Annotated in this window: 2 protein-coding genes; both read left to right on the top strand. The window is 45.4% G+C overall.

All coding sequences use genetic code 11. From position 1 onward, the window contains the following. Positions 1–329 precede the first annotated feature (329 nt). Positions 330–1475, top strand: a complete 1146-nt coding sequence (gene amrB / locus GX117_09975) for an AmmeMemoRadiSam system protein B (protein NLO33664.1) — start codon at positions 330–332, stop codon at positions 1473–1475. Between the two features lie 211 nt (positions 1476–1686). After that, on the top strand, positions 1687–1950 hold a 264-nt coding region (locus GX117_09970), incomplete at its 3' end, for a branched chain amino acid aminotransferase (GenBank protein NLO33663.1).

Below are 1950 nucleotides of genomic sequence, written 5' to 3'. Positions count from 1 at the left end.
GTTTTATACGGTCATCTCGTGTAAAATGGTGGTGGGACATTATGGACTCCTTCGGGTGTTTGGTTAGAACTATTGTACCGAAGATCTCTGTGATGTCCTCTTTTATTGCACCCGTTGCATTTCAACCTTGAATCCGCCCCTGCCCCACTTCCAAGATGAGTGAAAAGACGGAGGCTTTATTTTGATACAATTTTAAGCTGATTAAAAGGTTTTATGGGTGTAATTCGGCAGCAAGATTGGCAGGTTTGTAAAACATAAGGCGGATTCAAGTTTTAAAAGCTTTCGCCAATGAAGTATGATCTTGTAGACACAACTAAAGAAGGCTCCCTATGAATAAAATCTCTTTCATTTCACAGATCAGTAAATTTTTTCTTGCGGTCCTTGTTTGTTTTGGCATAAACACAGTGGGTACGGCACAGGTCATCCGCTGGCCGGCTGTTGCAGGCATTAATTATCCGGCGGAACCGGAAGTGCTTTTACATACGGTGCGCAATTTTTTTGACCGTGCCGATACACCCGAATTAAGCGAGCGCCTCACCGCAGTGATCGCCTCCGCCGCCCCCTATGCGCTGGCAGGCGAAGTCACCGCCCATGCTTTCAAGTCCTTACAACCCGGACAATATGAACGAGTCATTATTATCGCGCCGGGGCATGGGCCTATGTTTGAGAATTGTTCCTTGCCTACCGTTGATATTTTTTTGAGTCCTCTTGGCCCGGTGCCTGTGGATGCGCCCGCCGTTCGTTATCTTTTATATTCGCCTTTGTTCCGCGCCCATCAGCTGCGTTACCAGCAAGGGAAACCCGAAGACCGCATTCATGAATATGAATTTGCCATTGAATCGTTGCTCCCCTATCTACAGCAACGGCTTCAAGAATTCAAACTGGTTCCCATCCTCGTCGGTGATTTACGGGATCCACAAGGGAAAGTAAATACCAATACAGTCCGTGCCATCGCAGAAACCATTAAGATGATCATCAATGAACGTACATTGGTTGTGGTTGCCTCCAGCTTTACGCACTACGGTTCCGACTACGGTCCCTTAAAATTTGAAGATAATGTGAGCGACCATATTGCTAAATTAGACCGGCAAGCTTTCGAAACAATCCTCTCCTTAAATCGTGAGGGCTTCCGTGAGTACATGGCAAAAAGTTCCAATGTTATCGATGGTAATTATTGCATTCAACTGTTATTTTATTTGCTGCCCAGATCATGCCAAGCGCGGATTCTCGCTTATGATACGTCCATGTCCAAAACAAAAGAAACAGACCGTTCCGTCAGTTATGCCTCTTTTGTTTTTCATGATTTGGAAAAGCCGGCCTTGTCTGCGCAGCCGGAGAAGGTACGCCCGCTCATCTTTCAAAACCCGGAAGAAATGACTGCACCAACCGAAAGTGGGATGGAAAAAGAAGCGGAGACACTGCCGAAGGAAGACACAAATTTACCAACTGAGGAGACGACACCGTCCGAACCTTGAAGCCCATAAACCCTACTATAACTGTCCCGCCCTGTCATCTTGCTACGATTTCAACAGAAATGGGAACGGTCCGGCAAAGATTTAAACAAAAGAAATTCAAGTTTGAAATAGAGCAACAAAAAAGAACATACTAGACCTTACAGACCACAGTAATGTTGTCTCGTCCGTCTTTAATTAACCACTTTCTTTTCACATAAATGGAGATATTTTCATGGCAGTTATGCATCCCGGAGCCATCGCCGATTTTGAAGGGAACTATGTACCCACAGAAGAGGCGAAAATCAGTATCATGACCCATGCCTTCAATTACGGCACCGGTCTCTTCGAAGGTATTCGCGGTTATTATAATCAACAGGAAGATAATATTTTGGTGTTTCGGCTTCCTGAGCATGTGGACCGCATGGTGCGCAATGCCAAAGTCCTGTGCATGGACATTTCCGAAGACGCCAAGACCATCGAAAATAATTGTGTTGAG

Source organism: Candidatus Hydrogenedentota bacterium (genome assembly GCA_012523015.1).
GTDB lineage: Bacteria > Hydrogenedentota > Hydrogenedentia > Hydrogenedentales > CAITNO01 > JAAYBJ01.
Note: the sequence above shows the minus strand (reverse complement) of the source record. Positions and strands in the feature narration are given on the sequence as shown.

Bases quoted from the DNA above. Each gene is read 5' to 3' on its own strand.
- amrB (NLO33664.1), top strand. From the start codon at position 330: ATGAATAAAATCTCTTTCATTTCACAGATCAGTAAATTTTTTCTTGCG.